This is a genomic window from Pseudomonas sp. RIT623 (genome assembly GCF_004519305.1).
In the GTDB taxonomy this organism is placed as follows: Bacteria; Pseudomonadota; Gammaproteobacteria; order Pseudomonadales; family Pseudomonadaceae; genus Aquipseudomonas.
Genome location: NZ_SOZA01000005.1, coordinates 46,175 through 72,200, shown reverse-complemented (window position 1 = coordinate 72,200; position 26,026 = coordinate 46,175). Strand labels below are relative to the sequence as shown.

26 protein-coding genes are annotated in these 26,026 nt (G+C 64.7%); 24 read left to right on the top strand and 2 right to left on the bottom strand.

All coding sequences use genetic code 11. From position 1 onward, the window contains the following. Positions 1 to 23 precede the first annotated feature (23 nt). The 3 genes from secD (at position 24) to E3U47_RS05515 (ending at position 3,475) form a co-directional block, all read left to right on the top strand. Complete coding sequence (secD, locus tag E3U47_RS05525; protein ID WP_134689995.1) at positions 24 to 1,886, top strand: protein translocase subunit SecD; 1,863 nt, start codon at positions 24 to 26, stop codon at positions 1,884 to 1,886. Between the two features lie 10 nt (positions 1,887 to 1,896). Continuing rightward, positions 1,897 to 2,805 carry a protein translocase subunit SecF gene (gene secF / locus E3U47_RS05520; RefSeq protein ID WP_134689994.1) on the top strand — a complete coding sequence of 303 codons (909 nt, stop codon included), beginning with the start codon at positions 1,897 to 1,899 and terminating at the stop codon, positions 2,803 to 2,805. 121 nt (positions 2,806 to 2,926) lie between these two features. Continuing rightward, positions 2,927 to 3,475: a glycine zipper 2TM domain-containing protein gene (locus E3U47_RS05515; RefSeq protein ID WP_134689993.1), complete on the top strand. Its 549-nt coding sequence runs from the start codon at positions 2,927 to 2,929 to the stop codon at positions 3,473 to 3,475. 125 nt (positions 3,476 to 3,600) lie between these two features. Here E3U47_RS05515 and suhB read toward each other — a convergent pair whose 3' ends face one another. Continuing rightward, positions 3,601 to 4,419 (bottom strand): inositol-phosphate phosphatase, encoded by an 819-nt coding sequence (gene suhB, locus E3U47_RS05510; protein ID WP_134689992.1) that lies wholly within the window; start codon positions 4,417 to 4,419, stop codon positions 3,601 to 3,603. Between the two features lie 151 nt (positions 4,420 to 4,570). Here suhB and trmJ point away from each other — a divergent pair, with 151 nt between their 5' ends. From trmJ to E3U47_RS05405, 21 genes are all read left to right on the top strand, one after another. Then, positions 4,571 to 5,341 carry a tRNA (cytosine(32)/uridine(32)-2'-O)-methyltransferase TrmJ gene (trmJ, locus tag E3U47_RS05505; RefSeq protein ID WP_134689991.1) on the top strand — a complete coding sequence of 257 codons (771 nt, stop codon included), beginning with the start codon at positions 4,571 to 4,573 and terminating at the stop codon, positions 5,339 to 5,341. A 3-nt stretch (positions 5,342 to 5,344) separates the two neighbouring features. Beyond that, on the top strand, positions 5,345 to 6,133 hold the full coding sequence (gene cysE, locus E3U47_RS05500; RefSeq protein WP_134689990.1) for a serine O-acetyltransferase: 789 nt from the start codon (positions 5,345 to 5,347) through the stop codon (positions 6,131 to 6,133). A 168-nt stretch (positions 6,134 to 6,301) separates the two neighbouring features. Continuing rightward, entirely contained in the window at positions 6,302 to 6,793 is a 492-nt protein-coding gene (gene iscR / locus E3U47_RS05495; protein WP_042111731.1) for a Fe-S cluster assembly transcriptional regulator IscR, read from the top strand. A gap of 42 nt (positions 6,794 to 6,835) precedes the next feature. Then, positions 6,836 to 8,050 (top strand): IscS subfamily cysteine desulfurase, encoded by a 1,215-nt coding sequence (locus E3U47_RS05490; RefSeq protein ID WP_134689989.1) that lies wholly within the window; start codon positions 6,836 to 6,838, stop codon positions 8,048 to 8,050. A gap of 46 nt (positions 8,051 to 8,096) precedes the next feature. Continuing rightward, positions 8,097 to 8,483, top strand: a complete 387-nt coding sequence (gene iscU / locus E3U47_RS05485; protein ID WP_007929523.1) for a Fe-S cluster assembly scaffold IscU — start codon at positions 8,097 to 8,099, stop codon at positions 8,481 to 8,483. Between the two features lie 34 nt (positions 8,484 to 8,517). Next, a complete protein-coding gene (gene iscA, locus E3U47_RS05480; protein WP_023630636.1) occupies positions 8,518 to 8,841 on the top strand; it encodes an iron-sulfur cluster assembly protein IscA in 324 nt (107 codons plus the stop codon). 8 nt (positions 8,842 to 8,849) lie between these two features. Beyond that, a complete protein-coding gene (hscB, locus tag E3U47_RS05475) occupies positions 8,850 to 9,371 on the top strand; it encodes a co-chaperone HscB (protein ID WP_134689988.1) in 522 nt (173 codons plus the stop codon). Positions 9,372 to 9,414: 43 nt separating this feature from the next. Beyond that, positions 9,415 to 11,277 carry a Fe-S protein assembly chaperone HscA gene (hscA, locus tag E3U47_RS05470; RefSeq protein WP_134689987.1) on the top strand — a complete coding sequence of 621 codons (1,863 nt, stop codon included), beginning with the start codon at positions 9,415 to 9,417 and terminating at the stop codon, positions 11,275 to 11,277. Between the two features lie 3 nt (positions 11,278 to 11,280). Further along, positions 11,281 to 11,622, top strand: a complete 342-nt coding sequence (gene fdx / locus E3U47_RS05465; RefSeq protein ID WP_134689986.1) for an ISC system 2Fe-2S type ferredoxin — start codon at positions 11,281 to 11,283, stop codon at positions 11,620 to 11,622. A gap of 10 nt (positions 11,623 to 11,632) precedes the next feature. Then, entirely contained in the window at positions 11,633 to 11,833 is a 201-nt protein-coding gene (iscX, locus tag E3U47_RS05460) for a Fe-S cluster assembly protein IscX (RefSeq protein ID WP_003257859.1), read from the top strand. Between the two features lie 90 nt (positions 11,834 to 11,923). After that, positions 11,924 to 12,349, top strand: coding sequence for a nucleoside-diphosphate kinase (ndk, locus tag E3U47_RS05455; RefSeq protein ID WP_023630072.1), 426 nt, complete (start codon positions 11,924 to 11,926; stop codon positions 12,347 to 12,349). Between the two features lie 28 nt (positions 12,350 to 12,377). Continuing rightward, on the top strand, positions 12,378 to 13,520 hold the full coding sequence (rlmN, locus tag E3U47_RS05450; RefSeq protein ID WP_134689985.1) for a 23S rRNA (adenine(2503)-C(2))-methyltransferase RlmN: 1,143 nt from the start codon (positions 12,378 to 12,380) through the stop codon (positions 13,518 to 13,520). Positions 13,521 to 13,533: 13 nt separating this feature from the next. After that, on the top strand, positions 13,534 to 14,295 hold the full coding sequence (gene pilW, locus E3U47_RS05445; protein ID WP_134689984.1) for a type IV pilus biogenesis/stability protein PilW: 762 nt from the start codon (positions 13,534 to 13,536) through the stop codon (positions 14,293 to 14,295). Next, positions 14,292 to 15,314: a RodZ family helix-turn-helix domain-containing protein gene (locus tag E3U47_RS05440; protein WP_134689983.1), complete on the top strand. Its 1,023-nt coding sequence runs from the start codon at positions 14,292 to 14,294 to the stop codon at positions 15,312 to 15,314. The genes pilW and E3U47_RS05440 overlap by 4 nt, the downstream gene beginning before the upstream one ends. Before the next feature lie 3 nt (positions 15,315 to 15,317). After that, a complete protein-coding gene (gene ispG, locus E3U47_RS05435; RefSeq protein ID WP_134689982.1) occupies positions 15,318 to 16,427 on the top strand; it encodes a flavodoxin-dependent (E)-4-hydroxy-3-methylbut-2-enyl-diphosphate synthase in 1,110 nt (369 codons plus the stop codon). A 22-nt stretch (positions 16,428 to 16,449) separates the two neighbouring features. Then, positions 16,450 to 17,739, top strand: a complete 1,290-nt coding sequence (hisS, locus tag E3U47_RS05430; RefSeq protein ID WP_134689981.1) for a histidine--tRNA ligase — start codon at positions 16,450 to 16,452, stop codon at positions 17,737 to 17,739. A 39-nt stretch (positions 17,740 to 17,778) separates the two neighbouring features. Next, positions 17,779 to 18,420: a tetratricopeptide repeat protein gene (locus E3U47_RS05425; protein ID WP_134689980.1), complete on the top strand. Its 642-nt coding sequence runs from the start codon at positions 17,779 to 17,781 to the stop codon at positions 18,418 to 18,420. Next, positions 18,395 to 19,564: an outer membrane protein assembly factor BamB gene (gene bamB / locus E3U47_RS05420; protein ID WP_134689979.1), complete on the top strand. Its 1,170-nt coding sequence runs from the start codon at positions 18,395 to 18,397 to the stop codon at positions 19,562 to 19,564. The genes E3U47_RS05425 and bamB overlap by 26 nt, the downstream gene beginning before the upstream one ends. Positions 19,565 to 19,680: 116 nt before the next feature. Continuing rightward, positions 19,681 to 21,144 (top strand): ribosome biogenesis GTPase Der, encoded by a 1,464-nt coding sequence (gene der / locus E3U47_RS05415; protein ID WP_134689978.1) that lies wholly within the window; start codon positions 19,681 to 19,683, stop codon positions 21,142 to 21,144. Positions 21,145 to 21,286: 142 nt separating this feature from the next. After that, entirely contained in the window at positions 21,287 to 22,435 is a 1,149-nt protein-coding gene (locus E3U47_RS05410) for a pyridoxal phosphate-dependent aminotransferase (RefSeq protein WP_134689977.1), read from the top strand. Beyond that, positions 22,423 to 23,214 carry an amidohydrolase gene (locus E3U47_RS05405; protein ID WP_134689976.1) on the top strand — a complete coding sequence of 264 codons (792 nt, stop codon included), beginning with the start codon at positions 22,423 to 22,425 and terminating at the stop codon, positions 23,212 to 23,214. The genes E3U47_RS05410 and E3U47_RS05405 overlap by 13 nt, the downstream gene beginning before the upstream one ends. Positions 23,215 to 23,374: 160 nt before the next feature. On the opposite strand, the gene E3U47_RS05400 is transcribed toward E3U47_RS05405, so the two are convergent. After that, positions 23,375 to 25,930 carry a sulfite reductase flavoprotein subunit alpha gene (locus tag E3U47_RS05400; protein WP_134689975.1) on the bottom strand — a complete coding sequence of 852 codons (2,556 nt, stop codon included), beginning with the start codon at positions 25,928 to 25,930 and terminating at the stop codon, positions 23,375 to 23,377. Positions 25,931 to 26,026 lie beyond the last annotated feature (96 nt).

Genomic DNA, 26,026 nt, shown 5'->3' with positions numbered 1-26,026 from the left:
CCGCGTCTTGAACGGGCGGCGTGATGCTGAACAAATACCCTCTGTGGAAATACCTGCTGATCGTGTTGGTACTGACGGTCGGCTTCATTTATTCCGCACCCAACCTCTACCCGGATGATCCGGCGGTGCAGATCAGCGGCGCCAGCTCCGCCCTGCATGTCAGCCAGGCCGACCTCGACCGCGTGACCAAGGCGCTGGGCGATGCCGGCATCACCGTCAAGGGCGGCAGCCTGGGCGAGAAGGGCAGTGCCCTGGTGCGCCTGAGCAACCAGGAAGACCAGCTGCCAGCCAAGGATGTGGCGCGCAAGGCCCTCGGCGACGACTATGTCGTGGCCCTGAACCTGGCCCAGACCACCCCGCAGTGGCTGCGCAACCTGGGTGCCAGCCCGATGAAGCTTGGCCTGGACCTGTCCGGTGGTGTGCACTTCTTGCTGGAAGTGGACATGGACAAGGCCATGACCGCGCGCATGAAAGTCTACGAAGGCGAGGTCAAGACCTTGCTGCGCAAAGAGCGCATCCGCTACCGCAGCCTGCCGCAGCAGGATGGCGGGATCATGCTGGGCTTCGCCGACGATGCCACCCGCGAACAGGCCCGTAGCCTGATCCGCAAGAATTTCAATGATTTCGACCTGACCACCACCGAGCGCAGCGAACTCGCCGTGCTGCGCCTGGCGCTGACCCAGGCCAAGGTCGCCGAGATCCGCGAATACTCCATCAAGCAGAACCTGACCACCGTTCGCAACCGTGTGAACGAGCTGGGCGTGGCCGAGCCGCTGGTCCAGCGCCAGGGCGCCAACCGCATCGTGGTCGAGCTGCCGGGCGTGCAGGATACCGCCGAGGCCAAGCGTATCCTCGGCAAGACTGCCAACCTGGAGTTCCGCTTCGGTGCCGAGCCGGGCGCGTCCAAGGCCACCACCGAGGTGTTCGAGTTCCGCGAAGGCGGCCGCTCCGCCGCGGTCGAGCGCGGCCTGATCATCACCGGTGACCAGGTCACCGACGCCCAGGCCAGCTTCGACGAGCACGGTCGCCCGCAGGTGAACATTCGCCTCGACGGCCATGGTGGCGAGCTGATGAGCCGCGCCACCCGCAGCAACGTCGGGCGCAGCATGGCGGTGATCTTCATCGAGCAGAAGCCGATCACCCGCTACGAGAAGCAGACCGTCGACGGCGTCGAGAAGGACGTTGCCGTACAGAGCTTCAAGGAAGAGAAGAAGATCATCAGCCTGGCGACCATCCAGTCGCCGCTGGGCAGCCAATTCCGCATCACTGGCCTGAACGGCCAGGGCGAGTCGTCCGAGCTGGCCCTGCTGCTGCGTGCCGGTGGCCTGGCCGCGCCAATGTACTTCGCCGAAGAGCGTACCATTGGCCCAAGCCTGGGTGCCGACAACATCACCAAGGGTATCGATGCGTCGCTGTGGGGCATGCTGTTCGTCTCGCTGTTCATCATCGCCATCTACCGCGGCTTCGGCGTGATCGCCACCGTTGCCCTGGCGGGCAACATGGTCCTGCTGCTGGCGCTGATGTCGCTGCTGGGCGCCACGCTGACCCTGCCGGGTATTGCCGGTATCGTGTTGACCATGGGCATGGCGGTGGACGCCAACGTGCTGATCTTCTCGCGTATCCGCGAGGAGCTCAAAGCCGGCATGTCGGTGCAGCGCGCCATCCACGAAGGTTTCAATCGCGCCTACACCGCGATCATCGACGCCAACCTGACCAGCCTGCTGGTCGGCGGCATCCTGTTCGCCATGGGTACTGGCCCGGTCAAGGGCTTCGCGGTCACCATGTCCCTCGGGATTTTCACCTCGATGTTCACCGCCGTCATGGTGACCCGCGCCATGGTCAACCTGACCTGCGGCGGGCGTGACATCAAGAAGCTGTGGGTTTGAGGGAGCTGCGATGAAAACCATCAACTTCATGGGCGTGCGCAATGTCGCGTTCGCCATTACCGTGCTCCTGACCGTGCTGGCGCTGTTCAGCTGGTGGCAGAAAGGCCTGAACTTCGGCCTGGACTTCACCGGCGGTACGCTGATCGAGCTGACCTACGAGCGTCCGGCAGATCTCAAGGCCGTGCGTGCCGAGCTGGTCGATTCCGGCTTCCACGAGGCCGTGGTGCAGAGCTTCGGCGCCACCACCGACCTGCTGGTACGCATGCCGGGCGACGACCCGCAACTGGGCAACAAGGTGGCCGCGGCGCTGCAGAAGGCCGGTGGCGACAACCCGGCCACGGTCAAGCGCGTCGAGTTCGTAGGCCCGCAGGTGGGTGAAGAACTGCGCGACCAGGGCGGCATGGGCATGCTCCTGGCCCTGGGCGGCATCCTCATCTACCTGGCCTTCCGCTTCCAGTGGAAGTTCGCCGTGGGCGCGATCATCTCGCTGGTCCACGACGTGGTGGTCACGCTCGGTATCCTGTCGTTCTTCCAGATCACCTTCGACCTGACGGTGCTGGCGGCGGTACTGGCGATCATCGGTTACTCGCTCAACGACACTATCGTCGTGTTCGACCGGGTGCGCGAGAACTTCCGGGTGATGCGCAAGGCTTCGCTGATCGAGAACATCAACGTCTCGACCACCCAGACCCTGCTGCGCACCATCGCCACCTCGGTGTCGACCTTGCTGGCCATCGCCGCGCTGCTGTTCTTCGGCGGCGACAACCTGTTCGGCTTCTCCCTGGCGCTGTTCATTGGCGTCATGGCAGGTACCTACTCGTCGATTTACATCGCCAACGTGGTGCTGATCTGGCTGAACCTGAACAGCGAAGACCTGATCCCGCCGGTGAAGACCGAGGGTGTGGACGAGCGTCCATAACGCTGGGTCCCACGCCGTTTGGCGTAAAGAAAGGCGCGAGTGTTGAACTCGCGCCTTTTTTTTTGCTCCAAGGCAGGGAGAAGGCGGGCCAAGACCCCGCGGGTATGACTAGGAGGTTCGCGTGAACAAATCAATGCTGGTGGGTGCGGTACTGGGTGCTGTCGGTGTAACCGCCGGAGGTGCTGTGGCGACCTACAGCTTGGTCAACAAGGGGCCTGAGTACGCCCAGGTCACCGACGTGCAGCCGATCAAGGAAACCATCAAGACGCCGCGTCAGGTGTGCAAGGACGTGGCGGTGACGCGCCAGGCGCCGGTCAAGGACCAGCACCAGATCGCCGGCACCGTGGTCGGCGCGCTCGCCGGCGGCCTGCTGGGCAACCAGATCGGTGGCGGCACCGGCAAGAAGATCGCCACGGTGGCCGGCGCGGTCGGTGGCGGTTATGCCGGCAACAAGGCCCAGGAGTACATGCAGGAGCGTGACACCTACACCACCACCCAGACCCGCTGCAACACGGTCAACGACCTGAGCGAGAAGGTGGTGGGCTACAACGTGACCTATTCCATCGGTGACCAGGTGGGCAAGGTGAAGATGGACCGCGACCCGGGCTCGACCATTCCGTTGGACAAGAATGGCAAGCTGGTGCTGAGCCAGAATCAGCCGGGGCAGTGATCCCGGCGCGGGCTGCTTTGCGCCCCTTTCGCGACACAAGGCCGCTCCTACAAGGGGGGGGCGTGGTTCGCGGGACAATAGGCATAAAAAAAGCACCCGAGGGTGCTTTTTTGTGCCCGAAGCGATCAGCGCTTCATGTGCTCTGGCAGGTGCGGCTGGATGGCAGTCAGCACGGCCTTGAAGCACTTGATGTTACCCGCGACGATGTGGCCCTTCTCGAGGTGGTCGTGGCCACCGTTGAAGTCGCTGACCAGGCCACCGGCTTCCTGGATCAGCAGCACGCCGGCCGCCATGTCCCACTCGGACAGGCCCGACTCCCAGAAGGCGTCGAAGCGGCCGGCGGCCACGTAGGCCAGGTCCAGGCTGGCGGAACCGGCGCGGCGGATGCCGGCGGTCTGGCCGGTCAGGGCGCGGAACATGCCCAGGTAGTTGTCCAGGTCGGCCATCTGGTTGTCGCGGAACGGGAAGCCGGTGCCCAGCAGGGCGCCGTCCAGGCTGGTGCGCGAGCTGACGCGGATGCGGCGGCCATTGACCTGGGCGCCACGACCACGGCTGGCGGTGAATTCTTCCTGGCGAACCGGGTCGACGATCACGGCGTGCTCGAGGCGGCCGCGGTATTTGCAGGCGATGCTGACCGCGAAGTGAGGAACGCCACGCAGGAAGTTGGTGGTGCCATCGAGCGGGTCGATGATCCACAGGTAGTCCTTGCCTTCTTCGCCGGAGCCGGCGTGCAGGCCGGTCTCTTCACCCTGGATGGAGTGGTTCGGATAGGCCTTGCGCAGGGCATCGACGATGACTTTCTCGGCGGCGCGGTCGACCTCGGAGACGTAGTCCTTGGCCTGCTTTTCGTCGACTTTGATGCTATCCAGGCGTTCGATGGAGCGGAAAATCAGTTCACTGGCGCTGCGAGCGGCGCGCAGGGCGATATTCAGCATAGGCTGCATGGGCGTTTCACCTGGGATGTTAAAGAGGAAAGCCGCATAGTCTATCAGAAATCCACGACGGCAGAAGGGTCAGATGCGCTTTCGTGGCGTTACGTCCGTCGCTTCTGTAAGATCGTTTGCCCCTTTATCCCTACTCCGTGAGCTCAACACCTTGTTGCAGAATATTCGTGTTGTTCTGGTCAATACCAGCCACCCCGGCAATATCGGCGGCGCTGCTCGTGCCATGAAAAACATGGGCCTGTCGCGCCTGGTGCTGGTGCAGCCAAAAGAGTTCCCGTCAGGCGACGCCACCGCGCGCGCCTCGGGCGCCGACGACATCCTGGCCAATGCCCAGGTGGTCGACAGCCTCGAGGATGCGTTGGTCGGTTGCAGCCTGGTGATGGGCACCAGCGCCCGCGAGCGCAGTATCCCCTGGCCGCTGATCGACCCGCGCGAGTGCGGGGCCAAGGCCGTGGAGCACGCCCGTGGCGGCGAAGAGATCGCCCTGGTGTTCGGGCGCGAGCACGCCGGCCTGACCAACGAAGAACTGCAGCGATGTCACTTCCATGTGCATATTCCCTCGAACCCCGACTTCAGCTCGCTGAACCTTGCCGCCGCGGTCCAGGTGCTCTCCTACGAGGTGCGCATGGCCTGGCTGGCGGCCGAAGGCGCGCCGTCGAAAGTCGAGAAGTTCGATGCCAACTCGCTGCGCAGCAACGAGCCGGCGACCATGGACGAAATGGAACTGTTCTACGACCACTTGGAAAAGACCCTGGTGGACATCGGCTTCCTCGACCCGGAAAAGCCCAAGCACCTGATGCCGCGCCTGCGCCGGCTCTATGGGCGCAGCGCGGTCAATCGTTCGGAAATGAGCATTTTGCGCGGCATCCTCACCGAGACCCAGAAAGTCGCACGGGGCGAGCCGCATAAACGGAAGGACTGAAAGATGTTCGAGCGTCTGCGTGAAGATATCCAGAGCGTGTTCCATCGTGACCCGGCGGCGCGCAACGCCTTCGAGGTGCTGACCTGCTACCCCGGCATGCACGCGATCTGGCTGCACCGCCTGGGCAACGCATTGTGGAAGCGTGACTGCAAATGGCTGGCGCGGCTGGTGTCGAACTTCGGCCGCTGGCTGACCGGCATCGAGATCCATCCCGGCGCCACCATCGGCCGGCGCTTCTTCATCGACCACGGCATGGGCATCGTCATCGGCGAAACCGCCGAGATCGGCGACGACGTCACGTTGTACCAGGGCGTGACCCTAGGTGGCACCAGCTGGAGCAAGGGCAAGCGCCACCCGACCCTGGAGAACGGCGTGGTGGTCGGTGCCGGCGCCAAGGTGCTGGGCCCGTTCACCGTCGGCGCCGGGGCCAAGATCGGCTCCAATGCGGTGGTGACCAAGGCGGTGCCGGCCGGTGCCACCGCGGTGGGCATCCCCGGGCGGATCATCGTCAAGAGCGAGGATGACGCGCTCGAGGCCAAGCGCAAGGCCATGGCCGAGAAGATCGGTTTCGACGCCTATGGGGTCAGCGGCGACATGCCCGACCCGGTGGCGCGCGCGATCGGCCAGATGCTCGACCATCTGCAAGCCGTCGACGAGCGCCTGGAGGGCATGTGTGGCGCGCTGACCCGGATGGGCAGTGACTACTGTGCCAAGGAGCTGCCGGCGCTGCCCGCCGATGAGTTTGCCGAAGCCTGCGCCGAGGCCAAGCAGGGCGACACTCAGTCGCATTGATTGCGCCGGTCCGATACAAGGGGCGTGTGCTCGCGCCCCTTGTCTGCTACACTCGCGCCCGCCTCCCGCATGCATACCCGACTAAAGCACTAGGTCTAATAGTTGACTTAAATGCTCGGGAATCGCATACTCGCACACATCCTGTAACTCCCGTGGTACCCATACGCCATGCGACTGACTACCAAAGGCCGATACGCCGTGACCGCCATGCTCGACCTGGCGTTGCACGCGCAGCATGGGCCGGTGTCTCTGGCCGATATTTCCGAGCGCCAGGGCATCTCCCTCTCTTATCTGGAGCAGCTGTTCGCCAAGCTGCGCCGCAGCAGCCTGGTTTCCAGCGTTCGCGGCCCGGGCGGCGGCTACCAGCTGTCGCGGGGCATGGAAACCATCCAGGTGGCCCAGGTTATCGACGCAGTCAACGAATCGGTCGATGCCACCCGCTGCCAGGGCCTGGGGGATTGCCACGCCGGTGATACCTGTCTGACCCACCACCTGTGGTGCGATCTCAGCCAGCAAATCCATGAATTCCTCAGTGGCATCAGCCTGGCCGACCTCGTCATGCGCCGCGAGGTGCAGGAAGTCGCCCAGCGTCAGGACCTGCGCCGCGTCGCAGGCCGTAGCGCCCAGCTGGACAAGATTGAGACGTCCGCCGTCGACTGATAGCAGCGACGAGCGACGCCACCGCCTGATAGGAGATACTCAATGAAGTTGCCGATCTACCTCGATTACTCCGCGACCACCCCGGTCGACCCGCGCGTTGCGCAAAAGATGGCCGAGTGCCTGCTGGTCGACGGGAACTTCGGTAACCCGGCCTCGCGTTCCCACGTGTTTGGCTGGAAAGCCGAGGAAGCGGTGGAAAACGGCCGCCGCCAAGTGGCCGAGCTGATCAACGCCGACCCGCGCGAGATCGTCTGGACCAGTGGTGCCACCGAGTCCGACAACCTCGCCCTGAAAGGCGTGGCGCACTTCTATCAGACCAAGGGCAAGCACATCATCACCTCCAAGATCGAGCACAAGGCGGTCCTGGATACCGCTCGCCAGCTCGAGCGTGAAGGGTTCGAAGTGACCTACCTGGAGCCGGGCGAAGACGGCATCGTCACCCCGGCCATGGTCGAGGCCGTCCTGCGTGATGACACCATCCTGGTCTCGCTGATGCACGTGAACAACGAAGTCGGCTCGATCAACGACATCGCCGCCATCGGTGAGCTGACCCGCTCGCGCGGCGTGCTGTTCCATGTCGACGCCGCCCAGTCGGCCGGCAAGGTCGAGATCGACGTGCAAAAGCTCAAGGTCGACCTGATGTCGTTCTCGGCGCACAAGGTCTACGGCCCCAAAGGCATCGGCGCGCTGTACGTCAGCCGCAAGCCGCGCGTGCGCCTGGAAGCCATCATTCACGGCGGTGGCCATGAGCGCGGCATGCGTTCGGGCACCCTGCCGACCCACCAGATCGTCGGCATGGGCGAAGCCTTCGCCATCGCCAAGCAGGAAATGGCCGCGGAAAACGTGCGCATCAAGGCCCTGAGCGACCGCTTCTTCAAGCAGGTCTCCGACCTCGAGGAGCTGTACGTCAACGGCAGCCAGACCCAGCGCGTGCCGCACAACCTGAACCTGAGCTTCAACTACGTCGAAGGCGAGTCGCTGCTGATGTCGCTCAAGGACATCGCCGTTTCGTCCGGTTCGGCCTGCACCTCCGCTTCGCTCGAGCCGTCCTACGTCCTGCGCGCCCTGGGCCGCAACGACGAACTGGCGCACAGCTCGATCCGCTTCTCCTTCGGCCGCTTCACCACCGAGGAAGAAGTCGACTACGCCGCGCAGGAAGTCTGCAAGGCAGTCAACAAGCTGCGCGAACTCTCGCCGCTGTGGGACATGTACAAAGACGGCGTCGACATCTCCAAGATCGAGTGGGCCGCCCACTAAGCAGTCGCCGGCAAGAGCGGCTCCCTGATGAGGAAGGAATTGCACCATGGCATACAGTGAAAAGGTCATCGACCACTACGAAAACCCACGCAACGTCGGCAAGATGAACGCCGAGGACCCGGATGTCGGGACCGGCATGGTCGGCGCCCCGGCGTGTGGCGACGTGATGCGTCTGCAGATCAAGGTCAACGAGCAAGGCATCATCGAAGACGCCAAGTTCAAGACCTACGGCTGCGGTTCGGCCATCGCCTCCAGTTCCCTGGCCACCGAGTGGATGAAGGGCAAGACCCTGGACGAAGCCGAGACCATCAAGAACACCCAGCTGGCCGAAGAACTGGCGTTGCCGCCGGTCAAGATCCACTGCTCGGTACTCGCCGAAGATGCCATCAAGGCAGCCGTGCGCGATTACAAGCAGAAGAAAGGCTTGATCTGAGTCGACTGACGCAAGGTAGAGGTAAGGAGTTCCGATGGCTATCAGCATGACAGAAGCCGCCGCCAACCACATTCGCCGCTCCCTCGACGGGCGCGGCAAGGGTGAGGGCATTCGCCTGGGCGTGCGCACCACCGGCTGCTCGGGCCTGGCCTACGTGCTGGAGTTCGTCGACGAGCTGGCCGCAGAGGACCAGGTGTTCGAGAACCACGGCGTGAAGGTCATCATCGACCCGAAAAGCCTGGTGTACCTCGATGGCACCGAGCTGGACTTCGTCAAGGAAGGGTTGAACGAAGGCTTCAAGTTCAACAACCCCAACGTGCGCGGTGAGTGTGGCTGCGGCGAAAGCTTCAACGTCTGAGGCTGGCTGTGGGTACTCTTTGTCATTTCGCCCTGTTTGACCTGCAGCCGGGCTTCCGCCTGGACCTCGACCAACTGGCCACGCGTTATCGCGAGCTGGCCCGCGAGGTCCATCCGGACCGCTTCGCCGATGCTTCCGAGCGCGAGCAACGCCTCGCCCTGGAAAAATCCGCGGCCCTCAACGACGCCTACCAGACCTTGCGCAGTGCGCCACGTCGGGCCCGCTACCTGCTGGCCATCGGTGGCCACGAAGTGCCCCAGGAAGTCACCGTGCACGATCCGGACTTCCTGCTGCAGCAGATGCAGTGGCGCGAAGAGCTCGAAGAGCTGCAGGACGAAGCCGACCTCGACGGCGTGGGGGTGTTCAAGAAGCGCCTCAAGGCCGCCCAGGACAAGCTCAACGAGGATTTCGCCGCCTGCTGGGATGTGGCTGCCGAGCGCGACCAGGCCGAGCGCCTGATGCGCCGCATGCAGTTCCTCGACAAGCTCGCCCAAGAAGTGCGCCAACTCGAAGAGCGCCTCGACGATTAACCCCGGCGTCGCCCGTGATGACGCCTAAGGTACTCAGATAAGCATGGCCCTACTGCAGATCGCCGAACCCGGTCAGAGCCCCCAGCCGCACCAGCGCCGCCTGGCGGTGGGTATCGACCTGGGCACCACCAATTCTCTCGTCGCCGCCGTGCGCAGCGGGCGCAGCGAACCGCTGCCCGATGCCCAGGGGCAGTTGATCCTGCCGTCGGCGGTGCGCTACCTCGAAGGCCGCAACGAAGTCGGCCAGGCCGCCCGCGACGCCGCCTCCAGCGACCCGCTGAACACCATCCTGTCGGTCAAGCGCCTGATGGGGCGTGGCCTGGCGGACGTCAAGCAACTGGGTGAGCAACTGCCGTACCGTTTCGTCGGTGGTGAATCGCACATGCCGTTCATCGACACCGTGCAGGGGCCGAAGAGCCCGGTGGAGGTATCCGCCGATATCCTCAAGGTGCTGCGCCAACGCGCCGAGGCCACCCTCGGTGGCGAGTTGGTCGGTGCCGTGATCACCGTGCCGGCCTATTTCGACGATGCCCAGCGCCAAGCCACCAAGGACGCTGCGCGCCTGGCCGGCCTGAACGTGCTGCGCCTGCTCAACGAGCCAACCGCGGCGGCCGTGGCCTATGGCCTGGACCAGAACGCCGAAGGCCTGGTGGCGATCTACGACCTGGGTGGCGGTACCTTCGATATTTCCATCCTGCGCCTGACCGGCGGTGTGTTCGAGGTGCTGGCCACCGGCGGCGATACCGCCCTGGGTGGTGATGACTTCGACCATGCCATTGCCGGCTGGATCATCGAGCAGGCCGGGTTGTCCTCGGACCTTGATCCGGCTACCCAGCGCCAGTTGCTGCAGGCCGCCTGCGCCGCCAAGGAAGCCCTGACCGATGCCGATGTGGTCGTCGTCAGCCATGGTGCCTGGCAGGGCGAGCTGAGCCGCGCAGCCTTCGAAGCGATGATCGAGCCTCTGCTGGCCCGCAGCCTCAAGGCCTGCCGCCGCGCGGTGCGCGACAGTGGCGTCGAGCTCGAAGAGGTCGGCGCGGTGGTGATGGTCGGTGGTTCGACCCGCGTGCCGCGTGTGCGCGAAGCGGTCGGCACGCTGTTCGGCCGCACCCCGTTGACCTCGATCGACCCAGACCAGGTGGTGGCCATCGGCGCCGCCATCCAGGCCGACACCCTGGCCGGCAACCGCCGCGAAGGGGGCGAATTGCTGCTGCTCGACGTCATCCCGCTGTCCCTGGGCCTTGAGACCATGGGCGGGCTGATGGAGAAGGTGATCCCGCGCAACACCACCATTCCGGTGGCTCGCGCCCAGGAGTTCACCACCTACAAGGATGGCCAGTCGGCCATGATGATCCACGTGCTGCAGGGCGAGCGCGAGTTGATCAGCGACTGCCGCTCGCTGGCGCGCTTCGAGCTGCGCGGCATTCCGGCGATGGTCGCCGGCGCGGCGAAGATCCGTGTCACCTTCCAGGTCGACGCCGACGGCCTGCTCAGCGTGGCCGCTCGCGAACTGGCCTCGGGGGTCGAGTCGAGCATCCAGGTCAAGCCGTCCTATGGCCTGACCGACGGCGAGATCGCGCGCATGCTCAAGGACTCCTTCGAGCACGCAGGTTCCGACAAGCAGGCCCGCCAGTTGCGCGAGCACCAGGTCGATGCCGAGCGTCTGCTCGAAGCGGTGCAGGGCGCCCTCGATGCCGACGGTGAGCGCCTGCTCAGCAGCGACGAACGCGAGGCCATTGCCTTCCAGATGCAAGAATTGCGTGATTTGCTCACCGGCACCGATGGCGCCGCCATCGAGCAGCAGACCAAGCGTCTGTCGCAGGTGACCGATGCATTTGCCGCCCGTCGCCTTGATTCGACGGTCAAAGCCGCACTGGCCGGGCGCAACCTGAATGAGATCGAGGAGTAACCGATGCCCCAGGTGATTTTCCTGCCGCACGAAAAGTTCTGCCCGGATGGGCTGGTGGTTGAAGTGGAGCCGGGCACCAATATCCTGGAGCTGGCCCACGAGCATCACATCGAGATGGAAAGCGCCTGTGGCGGTGTGTGCGCCTGCACCACCTGCCATTGCATCGTGCGCGAAGGCTTCGACTCGCTCGAGGAAGCCGACGAGCTCGAGGAAGACATGCTCGACAAGGCCTGGGGCCTGGAAGCGCAATCGCGCCTGGCCTGCCAGGTGATCGTCGGTGACGAGGACCTCACCATCGAGATCCCCAAGTACTCGCTCAACCACGCCGCCGAAGCGCCGCACTGAGGGTTGCCCCATGAGCCTGAAATGGATTGATGTACTTGAGATCGCCATCCAGCTTGCGGAAAGCAAGCCTGAGGTCGATCCTCGTTACGTGAATTTCGTCGATCTGCACCGCTGGGTACTGGCCTTGCCAGAGTTCAGCGACGATCCGTCACGCGGCGGTGAGAAAGTGCTCGAGGCCATCCAGGCGGCCTGGATCGAAGAAGCCGACTAAGCGTGACGCTGTAGGTTAGGCAATCCCCTGGAACCCGCGTATAATTCGCGGGTTTAATTTTTCGCAACACTCAATATTCTGGAGTTTTCCATGGCTGTTCAACGTACTTTCTCCATCATCAAGCCTGACGCCGTTGCCAAGAACGTCATCGGCGAGATCACCACTCGCTTCGAGAAAGCCGGCCTGCGCGTCGTCGCTTCGAAAATGAAGCAGCTGTCCAAAGCCGAGGCCGAAGGTTTCTACGCCGAGCACAAAGAGCGCGGCTTCTTCGGTGACCTGGTTGCCTTCATGACTTCGGGCCCTGTCGTTGTACAGGTTCTGGAAGGCGAGAACGCCATTCTGGCCAACCGCGAGCTGATGGGCGCCACCAACCCTAAAGAGGCTGCTGCCGGCACCATCCGTGCTGACTTCGCCGAGTCGATCGACGCCAACGCCGTTCACGGTTCGGACTCCGAAGCCGCCGCTGCTCGCGAAATCGCTTACTTCTTCGCTGCTACCGAGGTAACCACTCGCTAAGCGAAAGCTTACGGGTGAGGGTGAATCCATGACGACATCGACTGACAAGATCAACCTGCTGGGGCTGACCCTGGCGGAAATGGAACAGTTCTTCGACTCAATCGGGGAGAAGCGTTTCCGTGCCGGTCAGGTGATGAAATGGATTCACCATTTTGGCGTCGATGATTTCGCCGCCATGACCAATGTCGGCAAGGTCTTGCGCGAAAAGCTCGAGGCCGTTGCCGAGATTCGTGGTCCGGAGGTGGTCAGTGAAGACATTTCCGCCGACGGTACCCGCAAGTGGGTGGTCCGCGTTGCCTCCGGCAGCTGCGTCGAGACCGTCTACATCCCCACCGACGATCGCGGCACCCTGTGCGTGTCGTCGCAAGCCGGCTGCGCCCTGGACTGCAGTTTCTGCTCCACCGGCAAGCAAGGCTTCAACAGCAACCTCACCGCCGCCGAAGTGATCGGCCAGGTGTGGCTTGCCAACAAATCCTTCGGGACCGTCCCGGCCAAGATCGACCGCGCGATTACCAACGTGGTCATGATGGGCATGGGCGAGCCCCTGCTGAATTTCGACAATGTCATCGCCGCCATGAAGATCATGATGGAAGATCTGGGCTATGGCATTTCCAAGCGTCGCGTGACCCTGTCCACCTCGGGCGTGGTACCGATGATCGACGAGCTGGCCAAGCACATCGACGTGTCGCTGGCCCTGTCGCTGCACGCCCCGAACGACGAACTGCGCAACAAGTTGGTACCGATCAACAAGAAGTACCCGCTGAAGATGCTGCTGGACTCGTGCATGGGCTACATGTCCACCCTGGGTGGCAAGCGTGTGCTGACCATCGAGTACACCCTGCTCAAGGACATCAACGACCAGCCAGAGCACGCGGCGCAAATGATCGAACTGCTGCGCGACGTGCCGTGCAAGATCAACCTGATCCCGTTCAACCCGTTCCCGCACTCGGGCTACGAGCGGCCGAGCAACAACGCCATTCGGCGTTTCCAGGACCTGCTGCACCACGGCGGTTTCAACGTCACCACCCGCACCACCCGCGGTGACGACATCGATGCCGCCTGTGGGCAGCTGGTGGGCCAGGTCAACGACCGCACCCGGCGCAGCGAGCGCTACATCGCCGTGCGCCAGCTGGCCGCCGACGAGCCGCAAGACAGCGCCGCGCGCCCCTGACGAGCACCTGCCCATGACCTTGCGCACCGCGCTGTCGATCCTGACGCTTTCGCTGCTGGCCGGCTGCGTGTCCGGTGGCGCGGGCGATCCCCTGGCCAGCCGCCAGGGGCGCGAGGATGCGGGCAGGGCCTATGTGCAGCTGGGCCTGGGGTATTTGCAACAAGGTTTGACCGAACAGGCCAAGGCGCCACTGGGCAAGGCCCTGGCCCTCGATAGCCGAGATGCCGATGCCCACGCCGCCCTGGCGCTGGTGTTCCAGGCCGAAGGCGAACCGGCATTGGCTGACCAGCACTTTGCCAAGGCGCTGGCGACCCAGCCGAATGACACACGAATCCGTAACAATTACGGCAGTTTCCTATATGCTCAGGGCCGTTTCGGCGAAGCCCAGGCGAACTTTCGCCAGGCCGCCGCCGATACCCTGTATCCTGAGCGGTCCCGGGTGTACGAGAACCTGGGGCTGACCGCCCTGAAGCTGGGGCAGGCAGCGCAAGCGCGCGACTATCTGGAAAAAGCCCTTCGGCTCAATCAGCGGCAACCGAAGGCTTTGCTCGAAATGGCTGAGTTGTCCTACGAAAACAGGCATTATGTGCCGGCCCGGGACTACTACGATCGATTCAGCCAGCTGAGCGACCAGAACGCCCGCAGCCTGCTGCTGGGCAGCCGCCTGGCCCGTGCCCTCGACGAACAGGGCGACGCGGCCCGGCTGGGCCGGCAACTACAACGACTTTATCCCGGTACGCCGGAATATCAGCAATACCTGTCGGAGCAACGATGAAAGCCGCGCACACCGAAGTAGCAGCAGCGACTGGCCAGAACCCCGGTGACGTCTTGCGCCAGGCTCGCGAAAAGCGGGACTGGAGCCAGGCCGAGGTCGCTCGAAAGCTCAACCTCACGGTATCTTCGCTGAACAACCTGGAAAACGGCGCCTTCGACAAGCTGCCGGGGCACACCTTCGCCCGTGGCTACATTCGCGCCTACGCCAAGCTGATGGACATGGACCAGGCGCCGCTGGTCGAGGCTTTCGACCAGATCACCGGGAGCCACGCCAAGGGCAGCGAAGTGCATGCGCTGGGCCGTATCGAAGAGCCGGTGCGCCTGTCCCACAACATCCTGCGGGTGGTCAGCCTGCTGCTGCTGGTGGCCGTGGTCGGTGGTGGTTTCTTCTGGTGGCAGGACCAGAGCAGCCAGCGTGGCAAGGACCTGGCCAAGATTGCCCTGGAGCACGTAGAGGTCGAGAGCGCCGACGGCACCACCCAGATCCACCCGCTGGACGAGCCGGAAGACCAGGCCGTGAGCGAGGGCCAGCAAGCCGAGGGCCAGGCCCTGCCGCTGGAGCCCGCCATCCCTGAAGCGGCACCTGCCGAGGCTGCGCAAGCCCCGACGGCACCCGCCAGCACTACCGCGCCGGTCGCTCCTGTGGCGCCGAGCGCGCCGCTCGCCAGTGCCCCGGCCCAGGCTGTCGCCAGCACGCCGGCGGCTCCGGTCGTGCCCGTGGTGCCCGCTGCCCCCGTGGCCGCGGCGCCGGTCAGCGAGGCCACCCCGGCCGCCGCCGGCAGCGCTAATGTACACATCCAGTTCACCGCCGATTGCTGGACCCAGGTCACCGACGGCAACGGCAAGGTGCTGTTCAGCGCCATCAAGCGCAAGGGCGACAGCCTGGAACTGACCGGCAAGCCACCGTTCGCGGTGCGCCTGGGCTTCGCCCGCGGCGCCCAGGTGAGCTACAACGGCCAGGCGGTCGATGTCGCCCCGTTCACCAGTGGCGAAACCGCTCGCCTGAAGTTGGGACAGTAAGTCATGCACGGCGAATCTCCGATCAAACGTCGCGAATCCCGCAAAATCTGGGTCGGCAATGTGCCGGTGGGTGGCGATGCCCCCATCGCGGTGCAGAGCATGACCAACACCGACACCAACGACGTGGCCGCCACCGTGGCGCAGATCCAGCGCCTGGTCGATGCCGGCGTGGACATCGTCCGCGTGTCGGTGCCGGACATGGACGCCGCCGAGGCGTTCGGCCGTATCAAGCAGTTGGTCAGCGTGCCACTGGTCGCCGACATTCACTTCGACTACAAGATCGCCCTGCGCGTGGCTGAGCTGGGCGTCGACTGCCTGCGCATCAACCCGGGCAACATCGGCCGCGAAGACCGCGTGCGCGCGGTGGTCGATGCCGCTCGCGACCGTGGTATCCCGATTCGTATCGGGGTCAATGCCGGCTCCCTGGAAAAGGACCTGCAGAAGAAGTACGGCGAGCCGACCCCGGCCGCGCTGGTCGAGTCGGCGCTGCGCCATGTCGAGCACCTTGATCGCCTCGACTTCCAGGACTTCAAGGTCAGCGTCAAGGCCTCCGACGTGTTCATGGCCGTCGAGGCCTACCGCCTGCTGGCCAAGCAGATCATCCAGCCGCTGCACCTGGGGATCACCGAAGCCGGTGGCCTGCGCTCAGGGACGGTGAAATCCGCCGTTGGCCTCGGTATGCTGCTGGCCGAAGGCATCGGCGACACCATTCGCATTTCGCTGGCGGCCGACCCGGTCGAGGAAGTGAAGGTCGGCTACGACATCCTCAAGTCGCTGCACCTGCGTTCGCGTGGCATCAACTTCATCGCCTGCCCGAGCTGCTCGCGGCAGAACTTCGATGTGGTCAAGACCATGAACGAGCTGGAAGGGCGCCTGGAAGACCTGCTGGTGCCGCTGGACGTGGCGGTGATCGGCTGCGTGGTCAACGGCCCGGGCGAAGCCAAGGAGTCGCACGTGGGCCTGACCGGTGGCACGCCGAACCTGGTGTACATCGATGGCAAACCGTCGCAGAAGCTGAACAACGACAACCTGGTCGATGAGCTGGAAAAGCTCATCCGCCAGAAAGCGGCCGAGAAGGCCGAGGCCGACGCGGCGCTGATCGCCCGCGGCTGACACAGATTCGTAAGGACTATTCGTGAGCAAATCGCTGCAAGCCATTCGTGGCATGAACGACATCCTGCCCGACCAGTCGCCGCTGTGGCGCTACTTCGAGGGCACCGTGGCCGGCCTGCTGGACAGCTACGGCTACAGCCAGATCCGCACGCCGATCGTCGAGTTCACCGAGCTGTTCAAGCGCTCCATCGGTGAAGTCACCGACATCGTCGAAAAAGAGATGTACACCTTCGAGGACCGCAACGGCGATTCGTTGACCCTGCGCCCCGAGGGCACCGCCGCCTGCGTGCGCGCCGTGCTCGAGCATGGCATCACCGGCAACGGCCAGGTGCAGAAGCTCTGGTACATCGGCCAGATGTTCCGCCACGAGCGCCCGCAGAAAGGCCGCTACCGCCAGTTCCACCAGATCGGCGTGGAGGTGTTCAACCTCGACGGCCCGGACGTGGATGCCGAGCTGATCATGCTGACCTGGCGCCTGTGGGGCCTGCTCGGCATCCAGGATGCCGTCGAGTTGCAGCTCAACAGCCTGGGCACCAGTGAAGCCCGCGCGCGCTATCGCGACGCGCTGGTCGACTACCTCAGCGCCCGCCTCGAGCAGTTGGACGAAGACAGCCAGCGCCGCCTGAAGAGCAACCCGCTGCGCATCCTCGACAGCAAGGATGCGAACACCCAGGCGGTGCTGGTCGGCGCGCCTAAGCTGGAAGACTACCTGGACGAAGAGTCCCGCGTGCACTTCGAGGGCCTCAAGGCCCGTCTCGACGCCGCCGGCATTCCGTTCGTGATCAACACCAAGCTGGTGCGCGGCCTGGACTACTACAGCAAGACCGTGTTCGAGTGGGTCACCGACAAGCTCGGCGCCCAAGGCACCGTCTGCGCCGGCGGCCGCTACGACGGCCTGGTCGAGCAGATGGGCGGCAAGCCGACCCCGGGCGTTGGCTTCGCCATGGGCATCGAGCGCCTGATCCTGCTGCTGGAGACCCTGGGCAAGGTGCCCGAGTCGCTCAGCCGTACCCTCGATGTCTACCTGTGCGCCTTCGGCGAGCCGGCTGAGCTGGCAGGCCTGCGCCTGAGCGAAAGCCTGCGCGACCGCCTGCCGGGCCTGCGCCTGGCGGTCAACGCTGGTGGTGGCAGCTTCAAGAGCCAGTTCAAGAAAGCCGACAAGAGCGGCGCCTTGTTCGCCCTTATCCTGGGTGACGACGAACTGGCCAAGCAAGAGATCGGCCTCAAGCCCCTGCGTGGCCAGGGCGAACAACAGAACATTGCCTGGGATGCTCTGGCAGAGCACCTGGAAACCGCGATCGCGCAAGCGTAACGCGGTTCAACAAGCGAATAGGCGAAAAGGAGTATTGGGGTGTCGAGTACCGATGATGATGATCTGGCAGGGATCAAGGACTGGTGGAACCGCAACGGCAAGCCGCTGCTGACCGGTGCCTTGCTGGCCGGCGTGGTGGTGATGGGCTGGCAGACCTGGCACAAGTACCAGGCCAACCAGTCGCAAGGTGCCTCGGCGCTGTACCAGGCCCTGCTGGAAACCTCGCTGACCCCTGACGGCAAGCCGGATGCGACCAAGGTCGCCGAGCTGTCGAGCAAGCTCAAGAGCGAGTTCGGCGGCAGCGCCTATGCCCAGTACGGCAGCCTGTTCGTGGCCAAGGTCGCGGTCGAGAGCGGCAAGCTGGACGATGCTGCCAGCGAGCTCAAGGGCGTGATGGAAAAACCGGCCGATGCCACCCTGGGCGAGATCGCCCGCCAGCGTCTGGCCCGCGTGCTCGCGGCCCAGGACAAGGCCGAGGATGCGCTCAAGCTGCTCGACGGTGATACCGACAAGGCCTTCCAGGCCAGCCGTGAAGAACTCAAGGGCGACCTGCTGGTACAGCTGGGTCGTGCCGACGATGCGCACAGCGCCTACGAGAAAGCCAAGGCCGCGCTGTCCGACGACGCCGCGATCGGTGGCCTGCAACTGAAGCTGGATGACCTGGCCAAAGGGGACGCCTGAAGTGAAGGGTTGGAAAACAGCAGCTGTGCTCACCCTTGCCGTACTGGCCGCGGGTTGCAGCAGCAACAGCAAGAAGGAACTGCCCCCGGCCGAGCTGACCAAGTTCACCGAGGAAGTGGTGCTCAAGAAGCAGTGGAGCCGTTCGATCGGTGATGGCCAGGGCGAAACCTACAACACCCTGGTACCGGCCATCGAGAACGAGCGCATCTACGCTGCCGACGTCACCGGCAAGGTGTTCGCCCTCAACCGTGTCAACGGCGACGTGGTGTGGAAGCAGGACCTGGAGCTGCCGGTATCCGGCGCGGTCGGTGTCGGCTACGGCCTGGTCATGCTCGGCACCCTCAAGGGTGAAGTGGTTGCCCTGGACGCCAGCACCGGTGAGGAACGCTGGCGTTCCCGCGTCACCAGCGAAGTGCTGGCACCGCCGGCCAACAACGGCGACGTGGTGGTGGTACAGACCCAGGACGACCGCCTGATCGGCCTGGACGCCGCCACTGGCGATCGTCGCTGGATCTACGAGAGCAGCCCGGCGGTATTGACCCTGCGTGGTACCGGTGCCCCGGTGGTGACCAACCGCCTGGCCATCGCTGGCCTGTCCACCGGCAAGGTGGTGGCGGTGGACATCAGCAACGGCGTGCCGGTATGGGAAAGCCGCGTGGCGATTCCGCAGGGCCGTTCCGAGCTGGACCGCGTGGTGGACATCGACGGCGGCCTGCTGCTGTCCGGTGGCACCCTGTACGTCAGCACCTATCAAGGCCGCGTCGCTGGCCTGGATCTGGACAGCGGCCGGGTACTCTGGCAGCGCGATGCCAGCAGCTATGTCGGCGTCGCCCAGGGCTTCGGCAACGTCTACGTGAGCCTGGCTTCGGGCACCGTCGAGGGTGTCGATGAACGTTCCTCCAGCGCATTGTGGAGCAACGACAGCATGGCCCGTCGTCAGCTGTCGGCGCCGGAAGTGTTCTCCAGCTACGTGGCGGTGGGTGACTTCGAGGGTTACCTGCACCTGCTCAGCCAGGTCGATGGCCGCTTCGTCGGCCGTGAGCGTATCGACAGCGATGGCCTGCGCGCCCGGCCCCTGGTGGTCGGCGACACCATCTACGTCTTTGGCAACAGCGGCAAGCTCGAGGCACTGACCATCCGCTGAAGCTAAGCTTGGGGCTCTGACCGGCCCCGGGCTGCGGCGCACGATGCGCCCCCGAATACCGGCCGCTGCCTTGCAGCGGCCTTTGCATTTTCAAGAATTCAAGAGTGGAGAGCCGCATGGTTCCCGTAATCGCCCTGGTGGGCCGGCCGAACGTCGGCAAATCCACCATGTTCAACCGCCTGACCAAGACCCGCGATGCCATCGTCGGCGACCTGTCGGGCCTGACCCGTGACCGCCAGTACGGCGATGCCAGCTGGCAGGGTCGTTCCTACATCCTGATCGACACCGGCGGTATCACCGGTGACGAAGTGGGCATGGACGAGAAGATGGCCGAGCAGTCGCTGATGGCCATCGAGGAAGCCGACTACGTGCTGTTCCTGGTCGATGCCCGCGCTGGCATGACCGCGGCTGACCAGATGATCGCCGACCATCTGCGCAAGCGGAACAAGGAAGCGGTGCTGGTCGCCAACAAGATCGACAACATCGACCCCGACATCGCCCGCGCCGAGTTCTCGCCGCTGGGCATGGGCAACGCCATCCCGGTGGCCGGTTCCCAGGGCCGTGGCATCAACGCCCTGATGGAGTCGTTGCTCGGCCACATTCCCCGTGATCCCGAGGAAGAAGCCCTCGACGAGGACGTCGCCGAAGGCGAGGAAGCCACGCGTATCCCTGGCCCGAGCGAAAAGGATGGCATCAAGATTGCCATCATCGGTCGCCCCAACGTCGGCAAGTCGACCCTGGTCAACCGCATGCTCGGCGAAGAGCGCGTGGTGGTGTACGACCAGCCGGGCACCACCCGCGACAGTATCTACATCCCGTTCGAGCGTGATGGCGAGAAGTACACCTTCATCGACACCGCCGGCGTGCGCAAGCGCGGCAAGATCCACGAGGAAGTCGAGAAGTTCTCGGTGGTCAAGACGCTGCAGGCGATCAAGGACGCCAACGTGGTGATCTTCGTCATGGACGCCCGCGAGGGCGTGGTCGACCATGACCTCAACCTGCTGGGCTTTGCCCTGGACGCCGGCCGCGCCGTGGTCATCGCCCTGAACAAGTGGGATGGCATGGAGTCGGGCGAGCGCGACTACGTGAAGACCGAGCTGGAGCGCCGGCTGTTCTTTGTCGACTTCGCCGACATCCACTTCATTTCTGCGCTGCACGGCACCGGTGTGGGCCACCTGTACAAATCGGTGCAGGCCGCGTTCAAGTCGGCGGTCACCCGCTGGCCGACCAGCCGCCTGACGCAGATTCTCGAAGACGCCATCAGCGTGCACCAGCCGCCGTTGGTCAATGGTCGCCGGATCAAGCTGCGCTATGCCCACCTCGGTGGCGCCAACCCGCCGCTGATCGTGATCCACGGCAACCAGACCGACAAGATCCCCAACTCCTACTCGCGTTACCTGGAGAACACCTACCGCCGGGTGCTCAAGTTGGTCGGCACGCCGATCCGCATCGAGTACAAGGGCGGTGACAACCCGTACGAGGGCAAGAAGAACACCCTCACCGATCGCCAGGTCAACAAGAAGCGCCGCTTGATGTCGCACCACAAGAAGGCCGAGAAGAAGCGCCGCGACAAGCGCTGACCTTCATCGTGGGAGCGGGCAAGCCCGCTCCCACGTTGCTTTCCATGGCTTGATCCTATTGTTTCAACCTTTTTCCTGACTGCTCGATCCGCTATGCTCGGATTCCACCCCGTGCCGGACCAACCCCAGGAAAGAGGGCTCCATGATCCGCAGCAAACTGCCGAACGTCGGCACGACCATCTTCACCACCATGTCGCAACTGGCCATGCAAACCGGTGCGCTGAACCTTTCCCAGGGCTTCCCTGACTTCAATGGCCCCCAGGCCCTGCTCGATGCTGTTGGCCGTCATGTGGCCGCCGGGCACAACCAGTATTCGCCCATGACCGGCTTGCCGGCCCTGCGCCAGCAGGTGGCGGCTAAGATCGCCCGGTTGTATGGCGCGCAGGTGGACGCCGATCAGGAAGTGACCATCACCCCAGGTGCCACCGAGGCGATCTTCTGCGCCATCCAGGCGGTGATCCACCCCGGCGACGAAGTGATCGTCTTCGACCCCTGCTACGACAGCTACGAACCCTCGGTAGAGCTGGCCGGTGGGCGCTGCGTGCATGTACCGCTGCGCGACGGCAGCTTCAGCATCGACTGGCAGCGTTTCAGCGATGCGCTGAGCCCGCGCACGCGCATGGTCATCCTCAACTCGCCGCACAACCCCAGCGGCGCGCTGATCAGCCGCGACGACCTGGACCAGCTGGCACGGCTGATCGCCGACCGTGACATCTACCTGGTCAGCGACGAAGTGTACGAACACCTGGTCTACGACGGCGTGCGCCATGCCAGCGTGCTCGCCCACGCGCAGCTCTACGCACGGGCATTCGTCATCAGCTCGTTCGGCAAGACCTACCACGTTACTGGCTGGAAGACCGGCTACGTGGTCGCCCCGCCGGCCCTGACCGCAGAACTGCGCAAGGTGCACCAGTACGTCAATTTCTGCGGTGTCACGCCGTTGCAGTGCGCCCTGGCCGACTTCATGGCTGAACACCCCGAGCACATCGATGAGCTGCCAGGCTTCTACCAGGCCAAGCGCGACTTGTTCTGCGACTTGCTGCAAGGCTCGCGTTTCACCTTCACCCGCACCCCGGGTACCTATTTCCAACTGGTCGACTATTCACAGATCCGCCCCGACCTCAACGATGTCGACATGGCCCTGTGGCTGACCCGCGAGCACGGCGTGGCCAGCATCCCGGTGTCGGTGTTCTACCAGCAACCCATCCCCGAGCAACGCCTGGTGCGCCTGTGCTTTGCCAAACGTGAGGAGACGCTGCGACAGGCGGCGGAACGACTATGCGCGATCTGAGCGAACTAGCGAACCTGAAAATCGCCCTGGTGCAGACCACCCTGGCCTGGCATGACCGCGAAGCGAACTACGCGCACTTCGAGGAAATGATCGGGCAGGCCGGCGAGGTTGACCTGGTGATCCTGCCGGAGATGTTCACCACCGGTTTTTCGATGGAGTCCGAGCGGCTCGCCGAGCCGGAGAACGGCCCCACCTACAAGTGGCTCAAGGCCCAGGCGAAAAAGGCCAACGCGGTGATTACCGGTAGCGTGATCATCCAGGCCGCCGATGGCAGCCACCGCAACCGCCTGTTGTGGGCACGCCCGGACGGCGAGGTCCTGCACTACGACAAGCGCCACCTGTTCCGCATGGCCGGCGAACACAAGCACTACACCCCAGGCGAGCGCCAGGTGCAGTTCGAGCTCAAGGGCTGGCGTATCCGTCCGCTGATCTGCTACGACCTGCGTTTCCCGGTGTGGAGCCGCGATGCCCAGGACACCGACCTGCTGCTGTATACCGCCAACTGGCCGGCGGCACGGCGTCTGCACTGGAACCGCCTGTTGCCGGCGCGGGGCATCGAGAACCTGTGCTTCGTGGCGGCGGTGAACCGGGTGGGCACCGATGGCAAGGGCTTCGCCTATTCAGGCGACAGCCAGGTGCTCGACTTCCAGGGCGAGAGCCTGTTGAGCGCGGGCGAGGCCGACGGTGTGTTCACCGTGGTGCTGCGCGCGGCGGAGCTGGCGGCGTACCGCGCGCGCTTCCCGGCCAACCTGGATGCCGATACCTTCGAGCTGCATTGAAGAGGTGATCGCCGTGGGTGCCAGCACCGCAGCGCATTTTGGGTAGGAGCCGGCTTGCCGGCGAACACCGGCGTAGCCGGTGCCAAGCACCGCGGTGTTTGCTTCGCCAGCAAGGCTGGCTCCTACAGTTCACGCTACGAGGGGATACCGCGCGATGTGCTCAATACACATCCCGCCGATACCGCCCATCCTCGATCAACTGCTGCACGACCGCGTCACCGAGGATCCCCTGCAACGCCGCATCCACCCCTGCGGCCATCCCTTGCAGGCTGCCGCAGACGTACACGCACGCGCCAGCGTCGATCCAGCGCTTGAGCTCGGCGGCCTGCTGCAACAGCACATCCTGCACATACACCTTCTCGGCCTGGTCGCGCGAGAACGCCAGGTCCAGCCGTTGCAGGTCGCCGCTTTGCACCCAGCCCTGCAGCTCCTTGCCGCACAGCAGGTCATACGCCCGGTTGCGTTCGCCGAACAGCAGCCAGTTGCCTTGCTCGCCCCCGGCAATACGGGCTTTGAGCAGGCTACGCAGGCCGGCCAGGCCGGTGCCGTTGCCAATCAACACCATGGGCGCCGAATCGGCGGGCAGGTGGAAACCGCTGTTGCGCCGCAGGCGTGCGCTGACCGTGCCATCCAGCGGCAGGTACTCGGTCAGCCAGCCGGAGCCCAGGCCCAGGTTGCCATCGGCGTGACGCTCCTGGCGCACGATCAGCTCCAGCACGCCATCGCTGGCGATGGAGGCAATCGAGTATTCACGGGCACTCAGCGGGACCAGGGCATCGACCAGGGCCTGGGCATGCAGGCCGATCAGGTGTTCGCGGCTGACCGGCAACTGACGCCTGGCCAGGGCCTGCGCCAGGGTTTCCTGCAGGCCGTCGAGTTGCACCGGGCTGCATGGATCAAGGCCCAGGCCGGCCAGGAAGGCATCGACGCGGGGCTGGCCGTTGCGTGGCAGGATTTCGATCAGGTCACCGGCATCCCACGCGCAGGGTGTTTCGGCTTGCAGGCCCAGCAGGTAGACCGCTGCGCCCTGACTGCCAGGGTTGAGCAGGTCACGGCTTGCCAGGCGCCAGTTGCCGAAGCTCGGCGGTTGCCAGGCGGCGACCGGGCGGGCGCCGGTCAGTTGCGCCAGTTCTTGTTGCCACAGTTGCAGCGCGGCGGGGTCGGCGTTGTCCACCTCCACCGGGCTGAAGGCGCTGCTGGCGCCACGTTCGCCGAGCCAGGCCTGGAGCCGGCGGGCGAAGCCGCAGAAGTGCGGGTACTGGCGGTCGCCCAGGGCCAGCAGGGCGTAGTTCAGGTGCTCCAGCGCCCAGGGTTGGCCCAGCACCTTGCGTTCAAAGCCACGGGCGCTGTCCGGCGCTTCGCCGTCGCCGAAGGTGCTGACCACGAACAAGGCGCGCTTGGCCTGGCGCAACTCGGGCTCGCCCAGTTCGGCCAGCGGGCGCACCTGGACCGGCACGCCTGCGGCCTGCAACTGGCCGGCGCTCTGCCAGGCCAGTTGCTCGGCCAGCCCGCTCTGGCTGGCGAAGCCGATCAGCCAGCTGTCGCCAGTGCTGGCCGTGCTACCCACCGCGCCGCGGGCGGCACGGACCTGGCGTTTCTTGCGGCGGCGGTCGAGGTACAGCAGCCAGCCGGTGACGAAGAACAACGGCATGGTCAGGCTGGCCAGGGTGACGATGATGCGCCCCGGCAGGCCGAAGTAGCTGCCCACGTGCAGGGCGTAGACACTCTGCAGCAGTTGGGCCTTGAACGATTTGTCGGCATAGCGCTCGTGGCGCTTGATCAGGCCGGTGGCCGGATCAAGGGTGAGGGTGTTGAAGGCCCGCTCATGCTCGGCGCCTTGCAGCAGGTAGAACAGGGTCGCCGGTTGGCCGCCAACCGGCGGCAGGCGCAGGTTATAGCTGGCAAGGTTCGGGCCGGCGGCCTCCTTGAGGTTGGCCCAGATGGCGTCGTAGTCGACCACCAGCGGTGGCGCGTTCTTGTCCGCCTTGGGTGGGCCATGGCGTCCACCGCGGCCTTCACCGCGTTTCTGCGCGCCCGCAGCCGGTTTGTCGGCCAGCAGTGTATTCAAGCCCTCGCGGTACCACTCGTAGGACCAGAACAGCCCGGTCAAGGCGAACAGCAGGTAGAACAGCAGGCACCAGGTGCCGAATACCGCATGCAGGTCCCAGTTGAACGCGCGGCCTTTCTTGGCCCAGTCCAGGGTCAGCCAGGCGCGCCAGTTCAAGGCCTTGCGCGGCCAGCGCAGGTACAGGCCGGACAGGCAGAAGAAAATCAGCATCAGGGTGCAGGCGCCGGTGATCTGCCGGCCGCTGTCACCCATCGCCAGGAAGCGGTGCAGGTTGAGCATGAGGTTGAAGAAACTTAGCCCGGCGACTTCACCCTTGAGCTCGCCGGTGTAGGGATCGGCATAGCGCAGTTGGCCACGACGCTCGCCAGGCGCGGGCATGAAGAAGACCCGTGCGGCATTGCCTTCGCGGGTATCGACCCAGAGCATCGACACCTTGTCACCCTCGGCGGCCTCGACCCGGCGCACCAGTTCGGCCGGTGGCAGCACGCCTTCCTGGCGCACCTGGACCTTGAGCACTTCGGTGTTGAACGCGCGCAGCAGTTCTTCCTGGAACGACCAGATGGCCCCGGTGATGCCCATCAGCGCGAGCACCAGGCCGGCGCTGATGCCAAAGAACCAGTGCACTTGGAACAGCGTCTTCTTCACCACATCGATTACCTTGTCTGGCCGCCAACTACCGCGCGGCGTGCATTATGCCTTGATATGCGAAAGCCCCGTTCATGGGAATGAACGGGGCTTTTTGTC